General features: G+C 38.7%; 15 protein-coding genes, 1 tRNA gene and 1 pseudogene. 5 read left to right on the top strand and 12 right to left on the bottom strand.

The features are described 5' to 3' along the window. Positions 1-705: 705 nt before the first annotated feature. Genes A3K93_RS03500 through sdhC form a run of 4 tightly spaced genes read right to left on the bottom strand, consistent with a single transcriptional unit; the run spans position 706 to position 4,102 of the window. Positions 706-1,416: a succinate dehydrogenase iron-sulfur subunit gene (locus A3K93_RS03500; protein ID WP_067728976.1), complete on the bottom strand. Its 711-nt coding sequence runs from the start codon at positions 1,414-1,416 to the stop codon at positions 706-708. Positions 1,417-1,430: 14 nt separating this feature from the next. Continuing rightward, complete coding sequence (locus A3K93_RS03495) at positions 1,431-3,329, bottom strand: FAD-binding protein (RefSeq protein WP_067728973.1); 1,899 nt, start codon at positions 3,327-3,329, stop codon at positions 1,431-1,433. 12 nt (positions 3,330-3,341) lie between these two features. Then, positions 3,342-3,704 (bottom strand): succinate dehydrogenase, hydrophobic membrane anchor protein, encoded by a 363-nt coding sequence (gene sdhD / locus A3K93_RS03490; protein ID WP_067728971.1) that lies wholly within the window; start codon positions 3,702-3,704, stop codon positions 3,342-3,344. Further along, positions 3,704-4,102 (bottom strand): succinate dehydrogenase, cytochrome b556 subunit, encoded by a 399-nt coding sequence (sdhC, locus tag A3K93_RS03485; RefSeq protein WP_157883257.1) that lies wholly within the window; start codon positions 4,100-4,102, stop codon positions 3,704-3,706. Before sdhC ends, sdhD begins: the two co-directional genes overlap by 1 nt. 1,010 nt (positions 4,103-5,112) lie before the next feature. On the opposite strand from sdhC, the gene gltA reads away from it, so the two are divergent. Continuing rightward, entirely contained in the window at positions 5,113-6,387 is a 1,275-nt protein-coding gene (gene gltA, locus A3K93_RS03480) for a citrate synthase (RefSeq protein WP_067728966.1), read from the top strand. Between the two features lie 62 nt (positions 6,388-6,449). Here the strand turns inward: gltA and A3K93_RS03475 are convergent. Further along, a pseudogene (locus A3K93_RS03475) lies at positions 6,450-7,406 on the bottom strand (metal-dependent hydrolase). A 299-nt stretch (positions 7,407-7,705) separates the two neighbouring features. On the opposite strand from A3K93_RS03475, the gene A3K93_RS03470 reads away from it, so the two are divergent. Both A3K93_RS03470 and A3K93_RS03465 read left to right on the top strand, forming a co-directional pair. Beyond that, complete coding sequence (locus A3K93_RS03470; RefSeq protein WP_067731657.1) at positions 7,706-8,212, top strand: hypothetical protein; 507 nt, start codon at positions 7,706-7,708, stop codon at positions 8,210-8,212. A gap of 349 nt (positions 8,213-8,561) precedes the next feature. Then, positions 8,562-10,187, top strand: coding sequence for an NAD+ synthase (locus A3K93_RS03465; RefSeq protein WP_067728964.1), 1,626 nt, complete (start codon positions 8,562-8,564; stop codon positions 10,185-10,187). Positions 10,188-10,333: 146 nt separating this feature from the next. Here the strand turns inward: A3K93_RS03465 and A3K93_RS03460 are convergent. The 3 genes from A3K93_RS03460 to A3K93_RS03450 all read right to left on the bottom strand — a co-directional run bounded on the left by A3K93_RS03460 (position 10,334) and on the right by A3K93_RS03450 (position 12,527). Beyond that, positions 10,334-10,410 (bottom strand) — tRNA-Met (locus A3K93_RS03460). 205 nt (positions 10,411-10,615) lie between these two features. Then, complete coding sequence (locus A3K93_RS03455; RefSeq protein WP_227509876.1) at positions 10,616-10,945, bottom strand: MGMT family protein; 330 nt, start codon at positions 10,943-10,945, stop codon at positions 10,616-10,618. Positions 10,946-11,027: 82 nt separating this feature from the next. After that, the gene (locus A3K93_RS03450; RefSeq protein WP_067728962.1) at positions 11,028-12,527 is read right to left on the bottom strand and encodes a cation:proton antiporter; all 1,500 of its coding nucleotides are present in this window, start codon (positions 12,525-12,527) and stop codon (positions 11,028-11,030) included. Between the two features lie 213 nt (positions 12,528-12,740). On the opposite strand from A3K93_RS03450, the gene A3K93_RS03445 reads away from it, so the two are divergent. Then, entirely contained in the window at positions 12,741-13,295 is a 555-nt protein-coding gene (locus tag A3K93_RS03445; RefSeq protein ID WP_067728960.1) for a hypothetical protein, read from the top strand. A gap of 34 nt (positions 13,296-13,329) precedes the next feature. On the opposite strand, the gene ypfJ is transcribed toward A3K93_RS03445, so the two are convergent. Further along, a complete protein-coding gene (gene ypfJ / locus A3K93_RS03440; protein ID WP_067728958.1) occupies positions 13,330-14,238 on the bottom strand; it encodes a KPN_02809 family neutral zinc metallopeptidase in 909 nt (302 codons plus the stop codon). Between the two features lie 41 nt (positions 14,239-14,279). Next, positions 14,280-15,209: a DUF808 domain-containing protein gene (locus A3K93_RS03435; protein ID WP_067728956.1), complete on the bottom strand. Its 930-nt coding sequence runs from the start codon at positions 15,207-15,209 to the stop codon at positions 14,280-14,282. Positions 15,210-15,401: 192 nt separating this feature from the next. On the opposite strand from A3K93_RS03435, the gene trpS reads away from it, so the two are divergent. After that, complete coding sequence (gene trpS / locus A3K93_RS03430; protein WP_067728954.1) at positions 15,402-16,415, top strand: tryptophan--tRNA ligase; 1,014 nt, start codon at positions 15,402-15,404, stop codon at positions 16,413-16,415. A gap of 311 nt (positions 16,416-16,726) precedes the next feature. On the opposite strand, the gene A3K93_RS03425 is transcribed toward trpS, so the two are convergent. Next, entirely contained in the window at positions 16,727-17,689 is a 963-nt protein-coding gene (locus A3K93_RS03425; RefSeq protein ID WP_067728952.1) for an IS30 family transposase, read from the bottom strand. Between the two features lie 165 nt (positions 17,690-17,854). Further along, positions 17,855-19,384 carry a lysine--tRNA ligase gene (gene lysS / locus A3K93_RS03420; protein ID WP_067728951.1) on the bottom strand — a complete coding sequence of 510 codons (1,530 nt, stop codon included), beginning with the start codon at positions 19,382-19,384 and terminating at the stop codon, positions 17,855-17,857. Positions 19,385-19,663 lie beyond the last annotated feature (279 nt).

The following is a 19,663-nucleotide window of genomic DNA, read 5'->3' as shown; positions in this document are numbered from 1 at the left end:
ACATTAGTCCCCCATAAGGCATAAGCCATGAGGCGTTATCAACACATCAAGTAAACTCAATGTGTTTAATGAACAATAACGCCCCTCAGCGGCATCATCACTCATTGAATACCCGATAAATACCGAGCAATTTTTTGCAAATCGACTTAGAAAAAACAATGAATTAACAGAAGTTTTTTCTAAAGCGACTTCAATTTACATTTATATACCAAGCCAACAAAATCCAATGTTTAAAAAATGTACATGGATTGACTTTTTTGACATATAGTCTTGCGCTAAATGCTAACACATACTTTACAAATCAATTGATTTTTTTGGCATATACTGCTTATAAATTCAATAAATACACTGCATAACCATTCTAGTATAATATGGCTATTCCAAACAGATACCCACCTAATCCATACTAAAGTTCTAGACTTTATAGATAAATAAAAAGAGAGTAAATCCTACAATCCACTCCCTTACCTTTGTTATATCATAACATTAATAATTTGGATTTACAGTCTAGATTTACAGCTATACTACAGATTCAATTACTTTTTATCGTTTCGTTATGTGCGTCAATTCACACTTCCATATCCTATAACTAATACACTTTTCTTGTAATTTTTATGAGCAATAATCATGCCTATTTCATATTTACATATCCATAAAAAAAGCACATCAAATGATGTGCTTTTTTTGACCTGAATAATCAGTCGATTAGCCAGCCATATCAAGAAGCATATTACGGATGTGACCGATTGCTTTTGTAGGGTTCAAGCCTTTAGGACATACTGATACACAGTTCATGATACCTTTACAACGGAAAAGCGAGAATGGGTCGTCAAGACGAGCCAAACGCTCTTGAGTTGAAGTATCACGAGAGTCAATGATGAAACGGTATGCATTCAACAATGCTGAAGGACCCAAGAACTTGTCTGGGTTCCACCAGAATGATGGGCATGAAGTTGAACAACATGCACAAAGAATACATTCGTACAAACCATTCAAGTGTTCACGATCTTCAGGAGACTGCAGACGCTCTTTAGGAGGCGCAGGCTGATTATTGATTAGGAACGGATGGATTTTATTGTACTGATCGTAGAACTGATTCATATCTACAACCAAGTCTTTAATCACTGGAAGACCTGGAAGCGGACGAATAGTAATCACTTCTGGTAAATCGTTTAGGTTCCAAAGACACGCCAAACCATTTTTACCATTGATGTTTACACCATCAGAACCACAAATACCTTCACGACATGAACGACGGAATGTCAAAGATTCGTCTTGTACTTTTAACGCAAGAAGAGCGTCAAGCAACATACGATGCTTGTCAGTCAATTCAAGTTTAAAAGTTTGCATGTACGGTGCTTTATCCTTATCAGGATCGTAGCGGTAGATATTAAATGTACGAGTACCTCTACTCATCTTACTTCTCCTAATTAGAATGTACGTGGTTTAGGTGGAATTGCGTCAACCGACAATGGACGGTAACGAACTGGTTTGTACTCAAGACGGTTGTCCGCAGAGAACCATAATGTGTGCTTCATCCACTCATCATCACGACGACCGTATGGGTATTCTGCATGATCAGGTGGTAATTCGAAATCAACCACTGTATGCGCACCACGACACTCTTTACGAGCTGCAGCTGAAATTAGGGTCGCTTTAGCAACTTCATACAAGTTTTCAACTTCTAGAGCTTCAATACGTGCAGTGTTGAATACTTTAGATTTGTCTTTCAAATGAATGTTGCGAACACGTGGTTCAAGCGCAAGAATTTGTTTAACACCTTCTTCAAGTAATTCAGATGTACGGAATACACCTGCGTGGTCTTGAACGATGTCACGAATTGCATCAGCAACTTCTTGAGCATTTTCACCTGTAGTTGATTCGTCTAATTTACGAATACGAGCAACAGTTTTCTCAAGTACAGTTGTAGGAAGTGGAGCATATTCATCACCGTGGTGTTTAGTCACGTAATCGATGATGTGTTCACCCGCAGCTTTACCAAATACAACCAAATCAAGCAGTGAGTTTGTACCTAAACGGTTCGCACCATGTACAGATACACATGAACATTCACCAATTGCGTAGAAACCTTTCACTGGTTTAGTGAAGTTACGACCTTCTTGGTTAGTAGAATATGTATCAGTATTCTTGTCGTAATTTGTTACAAGCGCTTCAGTCGCTGGAGACTCAGGAACAACCACTTGACCATGAATATTTGTAGGAATACCACCCATTTGGTAATGGATTGTAGGTACTACAGGAATTGGTTCTTTAGTGATGTCAACGTTCGCGAACTTCTTACCAATCTCGAATACAGATGGAAGACGTTTCATGATGGTATCAGCACCCAAGTGAGTCATATCAAGAAGGATATAATCACCTTTAGGACCACAACCGCGACCTTCTTTAATTTCTTGGTCCATAGAACGTGATACGAAGTCACGTGGTGCCAAGTCTTTTAAAGTTGGTGCATAACGTTCCATGAACGGTTCGCCGTCTTTGTTACGAAGGATCGCACCTTCACCACGACAACCTTCAGTTAACAATACGCCTGCGCCCGCAACACCTGTAGGGTGGAATTGCCAGAATTCCATATCTTGCAATGGAATACCTGCACGAGCAGCCATACCAAGACCGTCACCAGTGTTGATATAAGCGTTAGTAGATGCACGGTAAACACGACCAGCACCACCAGTAGCGAATAATGTTGCTTTTGCTTGGAATACTGCAATTTTACCAGTTTCTTGGTCAATTGCTGTTACACCAAGTACATCGCCTGCTTCGTTACGAATGAGATCAAGTGCGATCCATTCCACGAAGAATTGCGTACCCATTTTCACGTTGCTTTGATAAAGCGTATGAAGAAGTGCGTGACCTGTACGGTCGGCAGCAGCACATGCACGAGGAACAGCTTTTTCACCGTAGTTCGCAGAGTGACCACCGAATGGACGTTGGTAAATTGTACCGTCCGCGTTACGGTCGAATGGCATACCTAGGTGTTCAAGTTCGTAAACGACTTGTGGCGCTTCGCGAGTCATGAACTCGATCGCGTCTTGGTCACCTAACCAGTCAGAACCTTTAACTGTGTCATAGAAGTGGTAGTGCCAGTTATCTTCTTGCATGTTACCAAGAGATGCACCAATACCACCCTGTGCAGCAACAGTGTGTGAACGTGTCGGGAATACTTTAGTTAGTACAGCAACTTTTAAACCAGCTTGAGCAAGTTGGTAAGATGCACGCATACCTGAACCACCACCACCAACGATGACAGCATCGAAAGTTTCGTGTGGAATATTTGTGTAATCTTCTTTAGGGTTAATTGCGCCCATGATCTCTTCCTATCAAGCCCAGAAAATCTGGATTGCCCAGATTGCGTATGCTAATACAGCGATAATCACTGCCGAAGTCAATACAATGCGTAAACCTGATGCTGATGGACCCATTTGACGAGTAGTCACATAGTCAGTGAATACTTGCCACATACCAATCCATGCATGTGCAACAAGAGAGAAAACTGCCAATAAAGACATAATCTTCATTGGAGTTGTCATCATAAAGCCATACCACTGTTCGAAGTTGAAACCACCATTACAAAGGATCCAACCAAAAACAACAACAGTATATACAGCCAATACAACTGCACTCACACGTTGAAGAAACCAATCGCGAGAACCTGAACCCGTTAAACCAGTAGCACTTTTCATTAGAGTACGATCCATACAAATGACGCAACGATACCGATTGCAGACAAGATTAATGCGATAGTAGCTGCAGTACGACCACTTTGCAGTTCTTCTGCAACACCAACATCAGCAAGTAAATGCTTAACACCAGCGATGAAGTGGTAGATTAAACCAGCTACAAATACCCATACGATGAAGCGAACAATGAAACCATTCATGATTTCTTGAACTTGTGCAAAACCTTCAGGAGAAGACAATGACTTGTCTAAAATCCATAGAAGTACCGGTACGAGTAAAAATACGATCACACCTGAAAGACGGTGTAAAATTGATGCAATAGCCACAGGGGATTTTAAGTTTACATCTAAAACTTGACCCATGGACAAATTGACAGGTCTGTTGCTTTTCACAGCGGGCATCCTGTAAGTAAAAACTCCATCCGGAGTTTGTTGGAATTAATTCGAAGGAAAGCTGGCATTATTAGACAAATCAATGCCTAAACATAAAACGACAGTGAATTATAAAACGCGAACTATCAAAATACAAACAATGCAAAACAGCTTTTTTCAGAAAAAACACTTAAATAAGAATCATTAACAATAACTTATTTACTTCTTCTTCCCTGCCCTGACATCTTATTCATATTTATATGCTTGGTTTTACATTACAAACACTACCACTCAACTCAAAAAAATCAAATAGACTTCTTTAACCATACATAGACTAAAGCACTATAAAAAATTATTTAAATGTTTATAAATTTACCTATCTACTTATATAAATAAGAAAACCACCCTTTATTTAGAAAATAAATGTATAACATTTTTGTTTTTATACAATCAAACAAAGATCACCAAGTGAATGAATAACTTATATTGTGAGTAATTTTTCAAAATGGGCTTTAGTTGTATAAATAAAGCTCAAAAATGTGATAAATTTCACACTTTATTAAACAAAAAATAATCAATTAAATTCCAAATGAGCTATTTTTTAATCAATTAAATCACACATATTTTTTACATTTAAAATTGACTTTTTTGACAGAGAAAAACCGTCATTAGAAAATAAACCCCAATATATAAAGAATTTTTACACTTTTTTTAATATTTACACACAAGTGTCCACGCGGCACGTTGATAGCTTTTTCACCAAGTTTTCGTTATTTTTGAACGCGATATTTTAAAATTATTTCTCCACAAGAGAATAATATCACTTATGATATTGCGCCAAGTGCTGCTTATGTCCCGTGTGCGTTATGCATAAGAATCAACACCAGCTAAATAAAGAGGGTGACATTTTTATCCATAAGTATAATTGACAAAATTTCAGTACTCACTAATCTATATCGAAATTTGATCCGTCCGTTTTGTACATGAAAAAACTGATAGGCAAATCGGATAAACATTCACCAGGACAGGAGATCTATTGAATGTCTGAAGCAACTGGCAAGAAAGCCGTTTTACAGCTTGATGGCAAAGAAATTGAATTACCAATTTACAGCGGCACATTGGGCCCAGATGTAATCGACGTTAAAGATGTATTGGCCGCAGGTCACTTTACTTTTGATCCTGGTTTTGTGTCTACCGCTGCTTGCGAATCAAAAATTACATTCATCGATGGTGGTAAAGGTGTTCTTTTACACCGTGGTTACCCAATTGACCAATTGGCAACTAAAGCTGACTATCTAGAAACTTGCTACTTGCTTCTTAATGGTGAGCTTCCAACAGCTGAACAAAAAGAAGAATTTGACGCTAAAGTACGTAACCATACTATGGTTCACGACCAAGTTAGCCGTTTCTTCAATGGTTTCCGTCGTGACGCCCATCCTATGGCGATCATGTGTGGTGTTGTTGGTGCGCTTTCTGCGTTCTATCACAACGGTTTCGATGTTGAAAACATTGACCACCGTGAAATCACTGCAATTCGCTTAATTGCAAAAGTACCTACACTTGCTGCTTGGACTTACAAGTACACTGTTGGTCAACCATTCGTTTACCCACGTAACGATTTAAGCTACGCAGAAAACTTCTTGTACATGATGTTTGCAACTCCTGCAGACCGTGATTACAAAGTTGATCCTATTCTTGCAAAAGCAATGGACCGTATCTTTACGCTTCATGCTGACCACGAACAAAACGCGTCTACTTCTACAGTGCGTCTTGCTGGTTCTACTGGTGCAAACCCATACGCATGTATCGCGGCTGGTATTGCAGCGCTTTGGGGACCTGCTCACGGTGGCGCGAACGAAGCTGTTCTTAAGATGCTTGATGAAATCGGCACTGTAGAAAACGTTGCTCCGTTCATGGAAAAAGTGAAAACTAAAGAAGTTAAACTTATGGGCTTCGGTCACCGAGTTTACAAAAACTTCGATCCACGTGCGAAAGTAATGAAAGAAACTTGTGACGAAGTGTTAACTGCACTTGGTATCAACGATCCACAACTTGCTTTGGCTATGGAACTTGAACGTATCGCGCTTTCTGACGAATACTTCATTAAACGTAACCTATACCCTAACGTAGACTTCTACTCAGGTATCATCCTTAAAGCGATTGGTATCCCAACAGAAATGTTTACTGTAATCTTCGCTCTTGCACGTACAGTTGGTTGGATCAGCCACTGGTTAGAAATGCACAGCGCACCTTACAAAATCGGTCGTCCTCGTCAGCTTTACACTGGCGAAACTCAACGCGATATCGTTCGTTAATTCGAACCGCGTCGAGAGACCACAAAAAACCGCCCCTTCGGGCGGTTTTTTTATTTCCTAATTTAGGCTCGAATTGACGGAGTAAACTCTTTTATAAGATAAGGCGCCAACACACCTTGATCACGATCTAATAATCTCTGTTTATAATATTGTAGCCATTCGGAAGTATCATGGTCATTAGGATGAAAACTTGATCGCAAGTAATCTAATATATGCTTCCATGTACTGCCATATACCCCATCTTTTAAACCAAAGATCAGCTTGAAGCTTCTCGGTATGTCTTGCCAATAATCTAAACGGATTAAATTTTTCGGATTTCGATAAAATGGCACAAGCGTTGCCGCCGCTGATATCAACACTAAAATCGTGATTAGTGCAGGAAAAAATCCCGCAATTCGAAGCCAGTAATTATTAGATAAATACTGAAATACATCATATGCAATATCTTTGTGTTCAGATTCTTCAAGCATATGCCACATCCATATTGCACGCTGCTTTTCATCTGATGTCTCAAAGAAAATTTACTCATGGTTCATCATGTATTCAGCCAAAACCGCAGTAAAATGCTCAATACCTGCCATTAATGATAGTTTCATCGCTTGCGGCAAACGGTTGAATCCATAATTAAATACCAGCTCCGCCCAATGCCTAAACATCGCGACGGGCAAATCTGCCTGCAAAAATGCATTATTAAGCTCTTCATGCAATTTTGAATGTAATGCTTCCTGCCCAATCAACGAGGTAATCCATTGTTTGAGTTTTGGATCATCCACAAGATTCCGATGATAACGCGCGGTATCGATGACCAAATCTTCACCATAGGTCAAAAAAATAGATAACGATGCAAAATAAGCCGTTGCCAGTTCTGCATTTAAGTAAAAACGATGATCGATTTGATCGGCTTTAAAATCGAACTTCATATGCCTTATTGGAATTACAGGCGACTGAACTTCTGTTTTAAAAGGACGTATTTTTTTAAATTGCAGAAATTGATCTCTTAGATTCAGTATGAATCGCATAGCATCACCTTTCATGTTTCAGTTAGGGTGTGACGCAATTTTTATTTTGAAATTGCACTTTATATAGCAAAGCTATGCGACTAATCAGATCTTGGCATTTGCAAGAATAGTCTTTTAAATTGACAAATAATGACTTTAAACTAGGTGAGTAGTGACTTTTTAGCTTTAAGGGAAAAACCTTATCTATAGAGGTCAAAAGCAACAATCTGTAAAACAGGTTTAATGGATTTTAGTTCCATACGAAACTTGTAAATCACATAGAACACAACACTCAACCAATACGGTTTTAAATGTCTGCTATGCCAAGTTTTCTGCTTTACGTATTACTTCGTCTGATTCGTTTTTCAAAATTTAAAGGGCGATCTTTAACATCAGGTGAAGTACAACTGTGCAGACAGGTTTTTGGAGATTTGATTCGCTATTCGGATGTCTATGTTATGAATCATCCTTACCTACCTTGGCAAGCGAGAGATGTGATTATGGCACCCAGCGGATTCATTCATGCTCGTGCCTTTCACTTTAAGGCGGATTACTCAAAAGAATCTTTGAGCTATCAGGCATTGTTTATTCATGAAATGGCACATATTTTACAATACCAAAAAAACATCAATGTTCTATTGAAAGGCGCCCTATTACAAAGTGCTTATTTTTTGAGTTTCAAACGCTATAACCCATATGCCTATACGCTTGAGGCGAATAAATCTTACTGGGATTATAATATTGAGCAGCAAGGTGATATTGCACGTGATATTTTTCTCAAAAAAATCCCCAATATTATTTTGAATGACTCAGCACATTCTATGTAGCAATGAATACTCAAAAGAAATAATCACTGAATTTATGTCATTTTCTCTTAATCTTTCATTTGATTTATTCCATTTTCATCACAGTTTTATCAACTTTTATTGCGTTTCAATGTTAAGTTCCATAAAACAATCAAAACATTGCTAGCATCTCAAGCAAATTTCGATAAAATAAGTCGAGTCTGATATTTTAGCTCTGTTAATGAAGACTTAAATATCATACAAAAATGATGTTTTTTTAATTTTGGCCATTTGGCATATTGTTAGTAACAAAGTGCACTCAGCTGAATAACTAGAATTATAAAAATCAGTGACCTAGTGTATTCACCTATAGGAATAGGATTTAGTTGGAATGAAAAGTTTTAAAATTGCCCTTGCTCAATTCTCTCCACATGTGGGCAATATAGACGCAAATACCCAAAAAATGATTGAACAAGCCAATCAGGCTAAAAAAGATAACGCTGACATTATTATCTTCCCTGAACTTTCAACCATTGGTTATCCTGCTGAAGATTTATTGATTCGCCCAAGCGTAACCAAACGTACTGAACAGGCATTCAAACAACTTTCTGAAGTGAAAGATATTTTGATGGTGTTTGGCTTTGTGAATGTGACTGAAGACGGTCAACGCTTTAACTCAGCAGCTGTGATGAAAGATGGTCAAGTCTTAGGTGTATATAACAAGCAGACTTTGCCAAACTACAGCGTGTTCGATGAAAAACGTTACTTCACTGAAGGTCACCAACATTTAGTCTTTGAATATCTTGGACATAAATTTGGTGTACTAATTTGTGAAGATGTTTGGTCACTGACTACTGTTCAACAGTTGGCTCAATTAAATGTCGATACTGCTTTGGTACTTAATTCATCTCCGTATGAAGTAGGTAAACCTCAGCACCGTATTGACACCATGTCAGCTTTGGCAAAACAGCTCAACATCAATTTGGTTTACTGTAACCAAGTGGGTGGACAGGATGACCTTGTCTTTGACGGTACAAGTTTTGTATTGAACAAGTCTGGTGAAATCGCTTTACAAGCACCAAGCTTCAAAGAAGATCAGTACATTGTTGAATTTAACCCTGAACAACAAGAGTATAGCAAAGGCAACATCACGCCTGTACTCGAAACGATGGCTGAGATTTATCAAAGCCTTGTGGTTGCAACACGTGACTATGTACAACGCTCAGGTTTCCCTGGTGTGATTCTTGGCTTATCAGGCGGTATCGATTCAGCATTAACACTTGCCATTGCGGTTGATGCAATTGGTGCAGATAAAGTTCAGGCAGTCATGATGCCATACACCTACACAGCACAAATTAGTGTTGAAGATGCAGCAGCTCAAGCAAAAGCACTTGGTGTGACCTTTGGTATTGCAGAAATCAATCCGATTGTGAATGGCTTCATGCAAACCCTGTTCCCATTCTTCGGTGATGCGCCAGCTGACTCAACTGAAGAAAACTTACAGGCACGTTCACGTGGTACTTTGTTGATGGCGTTATCGAATAAATTCGGTAATTTAGTGCTTTCAACAGGTAACAAGTCTGAACTTTCTGTCGGTTACTGCACACTCTATGGTGATATGGTCGGTGGTTTTGCTGTACTTAAAGATGTTTATAAAACCATTGTATTTGAACTTGCAAAATACCGTAATAGCATTTCTGAGACACCTGTAATTCCTGAACGTGTCATTACTCGCCCACCTTCAGCTGAACTTCGTCCAGATCAAACTGACCAAGACTCATTACCTGCTTACGATGTACTTGATGCAATTCTTTATGCATATATTGAAGAAGATATGAGTCAAGACGACATTATTGCCAAAGGCTTCGACGCTGAAGTTGTGAAAAAGGTAATTCGTTTGGTCGACTTTAATGAATATAAACGTCGTCAAGGTGCGATTGGTCCTCGCATCAGTTCACGTGCCTTTAGCCGTGAACGTCGCTATCCAATCGTAAATGGTTGGAAAGCAGGTCTCTAATCTTTAGAATCTGCTCAAAAAAATCGCTTAGTTGACTAGGCGATTTTTTTTGCTTATTCATTTATACAAAATAATATTTAGATTACTTTTCCACTTTTTTTCCAGGCACAAAAAAGAGACCAAGCTGAGAGCTTGGTCTTTTAAAATGGTGGCTATGACGAGACTTGAACTTGTGACCCCCGCATTATGAGTGCGGTGCTCTAACCAACTGAGCTACATAGCCGTAAACTGTGTGCGCATTATCTTAATTTCATTTACCAACGTCAAGTGTTTTCACACATGAATGTACACAGAGTATGCAAATTCATTATAAATAATTAAAAAATAATCAATTATTGATTTTTATCATAATTTTTTGATGTACTGCCTACGCAATTAAACTGAATCTAGTCCATATCAAGCTTTTTAATCATCCGATCAATACTGATTTAAACGGCATAACCATCCCAAAGAAATTGTTTGAGATTTACTTTTAAATTTACCACCAATATACCTTCATCTTTTAGTTTCAGTGCTTGAATATTATCACCCCATTCATTGGCACGAGTATGCGTAATTTTACCTGAAGCATTAATAACGCGATGCCAAGGAATACTGCTCTCTGTTTCAAGTTGACTCAAGGTCTTCCCCACTAACCGTGCATGACGCGGCAAACCCGCCAAGCAAGCAATCTGCCCATAACTGGCAACTTTACCATATGGAATATGCTGCACAGTTTCTAAGATCATCTGTGCCATTTCTTCTGTCGCAGTCAGCATAGGGAAACCCATAAAATAAAAACCTACTATAAACAAAAAAGAGAATCCTGAGATTCTCTTTTTAAATTGACTGATACAAGATTTAGAAGTTATCTGGGTTTTCAAGACGTTTAACTTCTTTCACCTTCTCAGGATTATGCAATGCTGCAACACCATCTTCAGCTTTTTCATCAATCAGATTCTCAGGCTTATAAACGGTAATAATTTCATTTCCGTGAGCATCTTCACCGACTAGATATTGGAACTTCTTACGGTTCATCTTATGGCACATCCGTTGGTACCACCCTTTGAAACCTTGTGTTTCTTCATTGGGATTGTAGTAAAAGGCATTCATTACTGCAGGTAGCCCCAAACCACAGACAACACCCGAAAGTAGCACCACAATAAAGGTATAGCCGATCAAGATACTGCTGTATTCCTCAAGTTCAGGAATATTGGCGACCGCTAAAATGAGTGCCAATGAAATCCCACCGCGCACCCCACCCCATGACAGGATGGTCAAACTGCCGTTATAGCTTTTCTTGCGCATACTTGGGAATAATGCAAACGACAAATGATTGGCAGCGAAGCGAGCAGCATGCAAAATAATAAAGGCAACAATACCTCCTAGAACCAAGCTCGTACTTAAATCTAAAATAAACAGTTCAAGCCCAATGAGGGTGAACAAGAAGGAATTAATAATACCTTCGACGGTATGCCAGAAATGATTCACATCTTCAATATCAGAACGAGCAAGAATTTCTTTCCATTTGTTACCGACAATCAAACCACCAATCACACATGCAATCGGTGCAGAGGCATGAGCAAGTAACGCGACTAAATAAGAACCACAAGCCAATAAAGCAGTCGTGAGAATCAACGATTCCATTTCATGTTTGCCACGCAAAATTCTTAGAATGGCAAAACCGAATACCAAACCAATCAATACTGCAACGACAATTTCATAAAGTAAGGTTTGTAACACCCCGATGACGGTAAAATTCTCGCCTTGCAAGACATTAAACAAGGTCATGAACAATGCAATACACATGGCATCGTTAAAGAGTGATTCACCTTCAAGCTTGACGATTAAATGATGAGGTGCACGCACGGAACTGAGTACGCCTTTAATCCCAATCGGATCCGTTGCCCCTAATGCAGCACCCAATAATAGCAGCACCAACAAATCAACATGTTTACCAATCAGGAATTGGTAACCATATAGAATCAGTCCAAAGAAAACCGCACAAAAGACCAACGCTACACTAGCCAAGATACCAATCGGTCTCCAGTGGTTTCTTAAATCCGAAACCTTAAATTTCAGAGCTGAAGAGGTCAAAATGAAACAGATTACGCCATTAATTAAAAAATCATAAAAATCAATGGTTCGTACTGCTTTTTCAATATTAGTAATATTAATATTAAAGAATGGATTACCATGCAGGAGACTTGCGCCCCACTGTAAAATAAAGACAAAAATTGCAGAAACAATCGGCACACCAATGGCTTGCGGGAAACCAAGGACACGCTTGTTAAACATGGTGGTTGCAATTGAAAGCGAAAAGACCACTGTCAATACTTGGAGGAAAAAGAAACTTCCCATCAGGTTTCCTTATTGGGCGAAATCACAAGTGTTGTGGGGTAAATATGCAGCAAATACCAAAAATAAAATAAATGTGCACGGAGAGATAAAATTAATTTTAAACTTATTTTTTAAACTTTGAGTTAAGTTTGTTTTCAGTTTTACTGATTGATGCATTAACATACAAGCCGATCATTAAAATGATCCCTTTCGTTTCTTGTTAAAGTCTCTCCCATGCATAAAACTGTCTTAACGCTGTTCCGCCTATTCTTGGCTTTAATTATTTTTACCGTTACGCTGTCATTGGTACTCACCTGTTTTACTAAACTCAATGAAATTATTAAAGCAGATCAATACTATCAAGATGCGAAAACATTATCTTTACAGAGCCAAAATGATCGCCAGTTTGTACTGGTTTCAAATAATAAAAAGTCTGATCAAGCGATTTTTATTTTGCTTGCCAATCAAGGCTATGTCAGTAAAGTAAGCTGCGAACATTATGCGCAACTTTGCTTAGATGAAGATAATCAAACTCACACGCGTCAGATTCAATCCATTGATCTTATCAAGATTGGACAACAGCACTATATTCAAAAATTAAGTTATGTTGATAGCCGTAATGGGCAAGCTAAAAATTTTGAATATAGCCAAAGTGAAATTCATCAGTTCTATCAGCAAGATGTCAGTAATTTAAAATATATCATCTTCGCAATCGCGCTGTTTGCAATCGCTGCGTTGTATGTCAGTTTTAGAATATTACGCAATTTTAAACAATTCCTCGGTCGATAAAAAAAGGAGCTTCACGCTCCTTTTCTATGTGACTTTAGACACCATTTTTAAATGTATCACACGATGACATTTGTCCTGTTTTCAACCCTGTATTAAACCACTGTACACGCTGTGCACTGGTACCATGAGTAAAGCTGTCTGGGACAACATGACCTGTAGCTTGCTTTTGTAAGTAGTCATCACCAATCTTATGGGCTGCATCCATTGCTTCTTGTACATCACCTTGTTCTAAGAATTGGGTACGCTCATGGTTATGATACGCCCAAACTCCAGCAAAACAGTCTGCTTGCAGCTCTTGCAAGACTGACAACTGATTGCCTTGCACTTTAGTCGCTTGCTGACGAGCGTGCTGAACTTGAGATGAAATACCTAAAATCGTTTGAATGTGATGTCCCACTTCATGTGCAACTACATAAGCTAGAGCAAAGTCACCTGCTTGGTCATTACGAGAAAGTTCAGTTGAGTTTTGCTCGCCTGTAATGCCCATTTGGGTACGCATATCTTTAAAGAAAGCGGTATCGATATAAACTTTTTGATCCGCTGGACAATAAAATGGCCCCATTGCAGATTGTGCAGCTCCACAGCCTGAATTCACCACACCACTAAATAATACTAATTTTGGTGGTGTATATTGCTGATTCAGCTGGGATTGAAAAACTTGAGACCATGTATCCTCTGTATCTGCCAAGACCGTGCCGACAAACTCCATCGACTCTTGCTGCTCAGGCGTTGGATTATCCAAACCACGCGTTTCAGCACTTGCTGACATACCAGACGTGACTTGTTTGGTAGTTTGATAGGCTTGCTGCGGATCCACCCCAAAAAATTTCCATGCCACAAAAGCCACCACGAGCCCGACAATACTAATGCCACCCGCTTTTGCACCACCGCCACCACGGTTATCTTCTATATTCGAGCTGACTCGACGACCTTTCCAGCGCATAGCTCTATCCTTCTTTATTTACCAATATTTAGCTTATCGTTTTAAGATGATTTACCCGATTTAGGCCATAGTTTCGTAACGGCCTTCACCACCATTAAAACAATTAGTCCTGCAATTATTCCAACAACAAAATTTATTAACATCGGAGTGACCGCGCCCAAGATTGTTCCAATATTTGGAAGTACTTCGACATAGTCGACACTGTCTTCAGTAAAATGATGCATCCATGGTACGGCATGATTAATGATGCCACCACCGACTAAAAACATGGCTATCGTGCCAACAATGGATAGAAATTTCATTAAAATTGGCGCGAATGATAACAAACCCTGTCCAAGTTTTTTCTTAAAATCTGATTCTTTTTTAATAAGATACAATCCAGCATCATCAATTTTGACAATGACAGCCACAAAACCATAGACACCGACTGTCATCACCAATGCGATTAAGCTCAAGACCGTAATTTTAGTCAGCATAGTGGCCGCTGCGACTGTTCCTAAAGTAATCACCACAATTTCAGCCGATAAAATAAAATCTGTTCGGATCGCACCTTTTACTTTTTCATTTTCATACGCGACCAAATCTGTTTCAGCTTGTAGAACGCGTTGTTCAGCCGCTTCAGCGTCTGTTGATTTTTTATGCTGTAAAGTATGAATAACTTTTTCCACACCTTCATAGCACAAAAATAATCCACCAATGACCAAAAGTGGATTGATTAACCAACCTGCGACATAGCTAATAATCAGAGCCAAGGGCACGAGTATGCACTTATTAATGAGCGAGCCTTTAGCCACTTTCCACACGACAGGTAATTCACGATCTGCACTCACACCCGTTACCTGCTGAGCGTTCAATGCCAAATCATCTCCAAGTACGCCAGCCGTCTTCTTGGCTGCCATTTTACTCATGAGGGCAATGTCATCCATGATGGTGGCAATATCATCGAGTAATAATAATAAACTGCTCGCCATAGTTATTCTTCTCGTGGTCTTTCACAATATTTTAATCAAAATGGCTGATTGAATTGTATTTTGTTGTTTAAATCCTTGGTTTTTTTCTCAACAGATTTTTATTCTGGCTGACATTCGAAAATAGAATGCCGTACAATGTAAATATTCGTTGAAAATAGACATGTCGTGATGACGACTGATTTGGGATAGATAATGAGTAATCTAGATAATCGTCCAGTGATTTTGACTGGCGACCGTCCAACTGGACAACTTCACCTTGGTCACTTTGTAGGTTCTTTACGTTCACGTGTAGGTTTACAAGATTCTCATCATCAACATTTGTTATTGGCAGATGCGCAAGCATTTACTGACAATGCAGATAATTTTGAAAAAGTTCGTCGTAACATCATTGAAGTTGCAACTGACTATTTAGCGGTAGGTATTGACCCAACAAAAACAACGATTTGTGTTCAATCAAGCTTACCTGCTTTAAACGAGCTTACGATGTTATATCTTAACTTTGTGACTGTTTCTCGTTTAGAGCGTAATCCAACCATTAAGTCTGAAATTCAGATGCGTGGTTTTGAGCGTGATATTCCTGCTGGTTTCCTTTGCTACCCTGTTGCACAAGCAGCTGATATTACAGCCTTCAAAGCGACTGTCGTACCAGTGGGTGAAGATCAGATTCCAATGATTGAACAAACCAACGAAATCGTGCGTCGTTTGAATCGTCAAATTGGTCAAGAGCTATTACCAGAATGTAAAGCGCTTTTATCTAATGTTGGTCGTTTACCTGGTTTTGATGGTAAAGCAAAAATGTCTAAATCTTTAGGCAATACTATTGTGCTGGATGCCTCTGATAAAGATATTAAAAAAGCAGTCAATGCAATGTATACCGACCCAAATCACCTGCGTATTGAAGATCCAGGTCAAGTCGAAGGCAACGTCGTATTCACTTACCTTGATGCATTCGATCCAAACAAAGAAGAACTTGAAGAGCTTAAAGCACACTATCGTCGTGGTGGTTTAGGTGATGGTACAGTGAAAAAACGCCTAGAAACAATTTTAAAAGAATTGATTGGCCCGATTCGTGAACATCGTATGGAACTCCAAAAAGATCCAGATTACATCATGGACATCCTGAAAGCCGGTACATTGAAATGCCAAGACATCACTCAACAAACATTAGATGAAGTGAAATCTGGTCTTGGTGTATTCCATTTTTAAATTCAATTCTGATTCAAAAAAAGCCTTTCTAATGAAAGGCTTTTTTAATGCGTCTAAATTTTGAATAATATTTGTGCAAACCATCACAATTTATCCATATTGTTTACCTTAATTAACATCTATTAACACGAAGACTGATGTATTTGGCATTTTAGGAAACTAAGATAAATACATATTCGGAAGCAACAGAAACATTCTCCACAGTACGTTTTTGTTTATACAACAGTTTCCTTTTTCTACGCAATGACAACCCCAATCATTGCGTTTTTTTTGTCTTTAATTTTTCTATAATGCTTTTATATCAGGCGGATTCAAACGACAAGTGCAACAGTATAAAAACCAGCCATAACTTCACTCGGTGTATACCAACCTAGTGTTTTTCTAGGACGATGGTTGAGTGCAAATTCTATCTGCTCTATTTGTTCGTTTGACACATCATCAAACGATGATGATTTTGGCAGATATTGACGGATTAAACCATTCGTATTTTCATTTCTAGCTCGCTGAATAGACTTGTAAGGATCAGCAAAATACGTCTCTATCCCAGCATCAATAATTCTTTTGTGTTCGGAAAATTCTTTGCCATTATCAAATGTCACACTATAAGCATGGCTCATTTGTAAACGATCTAATGCACAAGTAATCGTTTGAGAGGATGCTCTCGTTGGCCCTAAATGAACAATATGTACATACAGGCTCTTTCGATCAACGAGAGTCAATAAAGCACCTTTATGGTGTTTACCAATCACCGTGTCACCTTCGAAATCTCCTAAACGTTGTCGTTGATCAATGACCTGGTCTCTGCAATGAATACTTGTTTTATCAATGATTTGCCCCCTACGATCCGTGTTTTTGTAACCGCGTTTTCGATATTTCTTCTGATGCCTTAAGTGTAGATGGAGTTTACCTCCTTGTGATTTATCTTGATAAATGTACTGGTAAATCCACTCATGTGAAGGTACATCCAGCCAACCGCGTTGTGTTAAAGCACCTGAAATTTGTTCTGGTGACCAGTCCAAACCAATCAAATAATCAATATAAGCGAAGGCAAATGCTGTCATTGATGATGAAGGACGGTACCGTCTTTGACTTGCAAATTTAGCTGCCTGTTGAGCTCTATATCCACGTTGCCCAGTATTTCTTTTTATTTCACGGTAGATGGTTGATCGTGAACGTCCTAACTCCCGAGCAAGGGTAGCGATTGAACTTTTACTTTTCAAAGTAGCATAAATTTCGTATCTTTCATCTTGAGAAAGTTGGGTGTATTTCTTCATTGTGTGCTTTCCAATTGCGAGTTGAAAAAGTCTAATGATTCTATGAATACACCTAACTTTTTCAACTAACTACAAATGTGTTGCACTTGGGATTTGAATCTGCGTCATCTTTAAGTAGATATAAAAAAAACCCGCATAACGCGGGTTTTTTTTGATTATCACAACTTATGCATTTTTATGACGCATATGTGGGAACAGAATCACATCACGAATACTTGAAGCATTTGCGAACAACATGACAAGACGATCAATACCGATACCTTCACCTGCTGTTGGAGGTAAGCCGTATTCAAGTGCTTCGATGAAGTCAGCATCATAGTGCATCGCTTCATCATCACCTGCATCTTTTTCAGCGACTTGTGCTTGGAAACGCTCTGCTTGGTCAATTGGGTCATTTAATTCTGAGAAGCCATTTGCCAATTCACGACCACCGATGAAGAATTCAAAACGGTCTGTGATATGTGGGTTTTCATCATTACGACGTGCCAATGGAGATGTTTCCGCTGGATATTCAGTAATAAATGTCGGCTGACGTAATTGAATTTCAACAGTTTCTTCAAAGACGATGGTTTGAAGCTTGCCTAAACCAAAGCTTGGTTTAACTTGTTCTTTCAATTCATTTTGAACAAAGTTGGCCAAGAATTCACGATCTGCAACATTTTCAGCAGTGAATGTTGGGTTATGTTCAAGAATCGCATCAAACATTGAGATTTTTTTGAATGGACCTTTGAAGCTATACACTTCATCACCATAAGGCACATCAGTAGAACCTAAGATATCAATTGCCAGTTTTTCTAGCATTTGCTCTGTAAGTTCCATCAAATCTTTGTAATCTGCATACGCTTGGTAGAATTCAATCATAGTGAATTCTGGGTTATGACGAGTTGATACACCTTCGTTACGGAAGTTACGGTTAATTTCGAATACACGTTCAAAACCACCGACAACCAAACGTTTTAAGTAAAGTTCAGGCGCAATACGCAAGAACAAAGGCATATCCAATGCATTATGATGTGTTTCGAATGGACGAGCAGATGCGCCACCTGGAATCACATGCATCATTGGAGTTTCAACTTCCATGAAGCGTTTGTCAGATAAGAATGAACGAATACCAGACACCACTTTTGCACGAATTTCAAAAGTTTTACGTGTATCTTCGTTTACGATCAAATCAAGGTAACGTTTACGGTATTTAACTTCTGTGTCAGTTAAACCGTGGAATTTATCTGGAAGTGGACGCAATGATTTAGTTAAAAGTTCAAAATGTTCGATATGAACATAAAGATCACCTTTACCAGAACGACCGATATAACCTTCTACTGCAATAATATCACCAAGGTCTAAACCTTTAATGGTTGCAAGGTCTTCAGCAGGAAGTTCTTTACGCGCAACATAAAGTTGGATACGACCCGTCATGTCTTGGATCACGATGAATGAACCACGGTTCAACATCACACGACCAGCAACTTTAACATGAACTTTTTCACCAGCTTCGATATCTTCTTTAGAGATTTCAGCGAATTGGTCTTGTAAATCTTGAGCATAATGCTCACGTTTAAAGGTATTTGGCCATGGGCTCTTACCAGTTTCTTGTGCGTGAGCTTCGATTTGCTTTAACTTGGCATGACGCTGTGCAATTAAATCGTTTTCGGAAATGTGTTGTTCAGAAGTCGATTGAGCGTTATTGTGCGTCATCTCTGCCTCGAATATGAATAGTTAAAAAACGGAAGTGACATAGAATAGCAGAAAAGCGTACTAAATCGAAGTGTCATACTCGTTCAGATTCAGGATTTATCATCATAAAACCAGCTTTCGTAAGCTGAATCAGTAAACCTACAAATCGCCAAATACTCCACACGCATAAATAAACTCAAAATTTCACTTATAAATCATTCGTTTCATACCGTTCTTAGACCAAATGCTAATTCTTTATTTGGTGATAACTTCTACAATTAAATGAGTAGTTACATCATC

The organism is Acinetobacter sp. NCu2D-2 (assembly GCF_001647675.1).
Taxonomy (GTDB): Bacteria; Pseudomonadota; Gammaproteobacteria; order Pseudomonadales; family Moraxellaceae; genus Acinetobacter.
The sequence above is the reverse complement of the archived record's forward strand: the minus strand, read 5'-3'. Positions and strand labels throughout refer to the sequence as shown.